This window comes from Sphingopyxis sp., from assembly GCF_035250425.1.
Classification (GTDB): domain Bacteria; phylum Pseudomonadota; class Alphaproteobacteria; order Sphingomonadales; family Sphingomonadaceae; genus Sphingopyxis.
This window is the reverse complement of sequence record NZ_DATFFD010000040.1, coordinates 1-3,881: the sequence shown is the minus strand read 5'-3', so window position 1 is coordinate 3,881 and position 3,881 is coordinate 1. Positions and strand designations below refer to the sequence as shown.

Annotated in this window: 5 protein-coding genes; all 5 read left to right on the top strand. The window is 66.2% G+C overall.

Translation table 11 applies throughout. From position 1 onward, the window contains the following. Nucleotides 1-106: 106 nt before the first annotated feature. The 5 genes from VJ811_RS02860 to rpsK all read left to right on the top strand — a co-directional run bounded on the left by VJ811_RS02860 (nt 107) and on the right by rpsK (nt 3,686). Nucleotides 107-427 carry a hypothetical protein gene (locus VJ811_RS02860; RefSeq protein ID WP_324070767.1) on the top strand — a complete coding sequence of 107 codons (321 nt, stop codon included), beginning with the start codon at nt 107-109 and terminating at the stop codon, nt 425-427. A 54-nt stretch (nt 428-481) separates the two neighbouring features. Further along, nucleotides 482-1,825, top strand: coding sequence for a TldD/PmbA family protein (locus tag VJ811_RS02855; RefSeq protein ID WP_324070766.1), 1,344 nt, complete (start codon nt 482-484; stop codon nt 1,823-1,825). A gap of 5 nt (nt 1,826-1,830) precedes the next feature. Next, the gene (locus VJ811_RS02850) at nt 1,831-2,622 is read left to right on the top strand and encodes a 3'(2'),5'-bisphosphate nucleotidase CysQ (protein ID WP_324070765.1); all 792 of its coding nucleotides are present in this window, start codon (nt 1,831-1,833) and stop codon (nt 2,620-2,622) included. Between the two features lie 202 nt (nt 2,623-2,824). Further along, the gene (rpsM, locus tag VJ811_RS02845; protein ID WP_324070764.1) at nt 2,825-3,193 is read left to right on the top strand and encodes a 30S ribosomal protein S13; all 369 of its coding nucleotides are present in this window, start codon (nt 2,825-2,827) and stop codon (nt 3,191-3,193) included. Nucleotides 3,194-3,296: 103 nt separating this feature from the next. After that, nucleotides 3,297-3,686 carry a 30S ribosomal protein S11 gene (gene rpsK / locus VJ811_RS02840; RefSeq protein WP_003040416.1) on the top strand — a complete coding sequence of 130 codons (390 nt, stop codon included), beginning with the start codon at nt 3,297-3,299 and terminating at the stop codon, nt 3,684-3,686. Nucleotides 3,687-3,881 lie beyond the last annotated feature (195 nt).

Sequence of the window (3,881 nt, the reverse complement as noted above, 5' to 3'; positions counted from 1 at the left end):
GGGAATCGCCAGCCTAGGGGGCTGTAACATGGCATCAGCATTTGGACCGCGCCTATGGAGGCGCACGACCGTCAGCGTGCCGCCGGCACGGAGCCTGGGTCGCCGAATGACGTGGCATGCCGCCGCCGCCCTTCTCGCCTTCGCCGCCTTGCAGATCTGGCTCGTGATGAGCGCGGTCGCCGCCGGGGCGCCGTCGGCTTTCATCGTCGTCGCGTTGATCATGCTGCTCGTGCTCGCAATTCCCGTCGCGCGTTCGACCGAACGGCATTGGTATCGCCTCAGCCGCCAGGCGCTGGCGAGCTGGGGTCTTCATGCGCGTTTCCGCCGCGACGTCCGCCGCCTGTGGGTCGCGGCGCTCACGCTGCCCTTCCTGTGGATCAGCGGTGCGATGGCCGCCACCGACGCCATCGCGAAGATCGCGAACTGACCCTTTTTCAGCGCTGGTTTTGATTTTTTGCCGCGCGCCGTATAGGGCGCGGCCATGCTGACCGTTTCCGAAGCCCTCGATCGTGCGCAGATGCTGTGCGACGCCGCCGCGAAAGCCGGCGCCGATGCCGCCGATGCGCTCTATTATTGCAACGCCGCGACCTCGGTCTCGATGCGGCTTGGCGCGCTCGAGGATGTCGAGCGGTCCGAGGGGCAGGATATTTCGCTGCGCGTCTTCGTCGGCCAGCGCAGCGCGAGCGTGTCGACCGCCGACATGGACGCGGGCGAGCTCGCCAAGCTGGTCGAACGCTGCGTCGCGATGGCCCGTGAGGCGCCCGAAGATCCCTACGCCGGGCTCGCGCCTGAAGAGCTGCTATTCAAGGGTGTCATCCCCGATTTCGACCTCGACGATAACAGCGAAGCCGATCCCGCCGCGCTGCGCGAAGCCGCGCTGGAGGTCGAGGAATCCGCGCGCGCCGTCGCCGGTGTTACCAACAGCGAAGGCGGCAGCGCGAGCCACAGCCGCACGCGCTTCGCGCTCGCAACCAGCCACGGCTTTGCCGGCGGCTACGGGTCGAGCGGCCACAGCCTGTCGGCGAGCGTCATCGCGGGCGAAGGCGCAAGCATGCAGCGCGACTATGGCTGGCACAGCGCGCATCATCTGACCGACCTCGAAAGCGCGGCCGACATCGGCAACCGCGCCGGCACGCGCGCCGTCGCACGTCTCAATCCGGGCAAGGCGCCGAATGGCAAACTGCCCGTACTGCTCGATCCGCGCGTCAGCGGCGGCATCGTCGGCCATCTGCTCGGCGCGATAGCCGGACCCGCAATCGCGCGCGGGACCAGCTTCCTGCTCGGCAAGGAAGATCGGGCGTTGTTCGACAGCAGCATCATAATCCGCGACGAGCCGCACCGCCCACGCGGCCTGCGCAGCCGGGCCTTCGATGGCGAGGGCCTGCCGACCGCGGCGCGCGACATCGTCGCCAATGGCAAGATCACCGGCTGGCTGCTCGACACCGCATCGGCGAAGCAGCTTGGCTTGGCGCCGACGGGCCATGCAAGCCGCGGCGGCGGCGCGTCGGGGGTCGGCGCGAGCAACCTGCACCTCGCAGCGGGCAGCGTGACGCCCGCGGCGCTGATGGAGGGCATCGCCGATGGCGTCTATATCACCGAGCTGATCGGCCACGGCGTCAACCCGGTGACCGGCGATTACAGCCGCGGCGCGTCGGGTTTCCTGATCAAGGATGGCGCGCTCACCGGGCCGATCGCCGAATTCACCATCGCGGGCAATCTGATCGACATGTTCGCGGCACTGATCCCCGCGAACAACCTCGAATTCCGCCATGGCACCAACGCGCCGACGCTGCGCATCGACGGCATGACCGTCGCGTCGAGCTAAACACCATGCCCGGCCGCAACCTCGAAGCCGCGATCGCCGCGACGCGCGAAGTCGGCGACATGGCGATGGCGCGCTGGCGCGGCGAGGGACAAGCAGTCAATGTCTGGAACAAATCGCACGACGATCCGGTCAGCGATGTCGATCTGGCGGTTGATGCCCGGTTGAAAGCCGTGCTCGGCGCGATGGTGCCCGAGGCGGGGTGGCTGTCGGAAGAGACCGCCGACAACGCCGACCGCCTATCGTGCCGAGCGATGTGGTGCGTCGACCCGATCGACGGCACCCGTGATTTCATCCGCGGCCGGCCCGGCTGGTGCGTGTCGGTCGCGCTCGTCATCGATGGCACGCCTGAGTTCGGCATCCTCTATGCCCCCGCGCTCGATGAATTATGGGTCGCCCAAAAGGGCCAGGGCGCGCTGCTCAACGGCGAAACCCTGCACGCCAGCCGGCGCACGCAGTTCGCCGGATCGCGCGTTCCCGCAGATGCGCTGCCCAAGATCGATAGCGACCTCGTCATCGTCACCAAGCCGAACAGCATCGCGCTGCGCATGGCGCTCGTCGCCGACGACCGTGCCGACCTCGTCGCGACGCTGCGCTGGGGATTCGAATGGGACGTCGCCGCCGCGGCGCTGATCGCGGCCGAGGCCGGAGCCACGGTGACCGACGCGTTCGGTACGCCTTTGCGTTTCAACACGCCGCGCGCGCAGGCGTTCGGTGTGATTGCGTGCGCGCCGGGAATCCACGCCGCTATTATCGACCGCTTGCATGACCGCGCGGTCGCTCTTACATCGCCATCCTGAGCAGCAATCTACGGCCCCTCAAACCACCGCACTTCGCTTGACAATCGGGCCGACTCACCTTAGTTGCGCGTCCATTCCGACAGCCTGACCGGACGGCGAAGCGCCCTCATGCGCATCGTGGTCCGTTTTTTGCGTTGGAAATTCAGACGCTTTGAGATGGGGCCGATTGCCTACGGCTCTGTGGAGCAGGAGAAAGTTTTTTATGGCACGTATTGCGGGCGTCAATTTGCCCACCAACAAGCGCGTAATCATCGCGCTCACCTATATCCACGGCATCGGCCGGAAGAGCGCTGTCGACATCGCCGACAAGCTGGGCATCGACCACAGCCGCCGCGTTCAGGACCTCAGCGACGCCGAAATCCTGCAGATCCGCGAAACGCTCGACGCCGACCACACGGTCGAGGGTGACCTTCGCCGCAACACGGCGATGAACATCAAGCGCCTGATGGACCTCGCCTGCTACCGCGGCCTGCGTCATCGCAAGGGCCTTCCGGTCCGCGGCCAGCGCACGCACACCAATGCGCGCACCCGCAAGGGCAAGGCCAAGGCGATCGCCGGTAAGAAGAAGTAAGATCAGAAATTCGTCCGGGGGACGAATTTCCTTACTTCTCCGCCGGAGGCAGCTCTCGCAACAGCGCCCCGGTCGTTCAGGATTTTGGATTTAGGAATATATCATGGCTCGTGAACCGCAGCGCCTTCGCCGGCGCGAACGCAAAAACATCTCGTCGGGCGTCGCGCACGTCAACGCGACCTTCAACAACACGATGATCACCATCACCGACGCGCAGGGCAATGCGATTGCCTGGTCGAGCGCCGGCATGATGGGCTTCAAGGGAAGCCGCAAGTCGACCCCCTATGCGGCGCAGGTCTGCGCCGAAGACGCCGGCAAGAAGGCCGCCGAACATGGCGTCCGCACGCTGGAAGTCGAAGTCAAGGGCCCCGGTGCGGGCCGTGAATCGGCTCTCCGCGCGCTGCAGGCCGTGGGCTTTCACATCACGTCGATCCGCGACGTGACGCCGATCCCGCACAATGGCGTCCGCCCGGCCAAGCGCCGCCGCGTCTGACGTCTTTCGGGCACGCTCCGCCGGAGCGCCGCCCGTACAAAACTCCTCGCTGGACAGGTGGTCGACCCCCACCCATCCCGCCCAAAGCAAAGGGAAATCCATGACTGTCAATATCCGGAACTGGCAGGAATTGAAGAAGCCCAGCAACCTGGAAATCAAGGCTGGCAGCGACGGCAAGCGCAAGGCGACCTTCGT

Excerpts from the sequence above, each read along its gene's own strand:
- VJ811_RS02860 (WP_324070767.1), top strand. The coding sequence starts at position 107 with ATGACGTGGCATGCCGCCGCCGCCCTTCTCGCCTTCGCCGCCTTGCAG.
- VJ811_RS02855 (WP_324070766.1), top strand. The coding sequence starts at position 482 with ATGCTGACCGTTTCCGAAGCCCTCGATCGTGCGCAGATGCTGTGCGAC.
- VJ811_RS02850 (WP_324070765.1), top strand. The coding sequence starts at position 1,831 with ATGCCCGGCCGCAACCTCGAAGCCGCGATCGCCGCGACGCGCGAAGTC.
- rpsM (WP_324070764.1), top strand. The coding sequence starts at position 2,825 with ATGGCACGTATTGCGGGCGTCAATTTGCCCACCAACAAGCGCGTAATC.
- rpsK (WP_003040416.1), top strand. The coding sequence starts at position 3,297 with ATGGCTCGTGAACCGCAGCGCCTTCGCCGGCGCGAACGCAAAAACATC.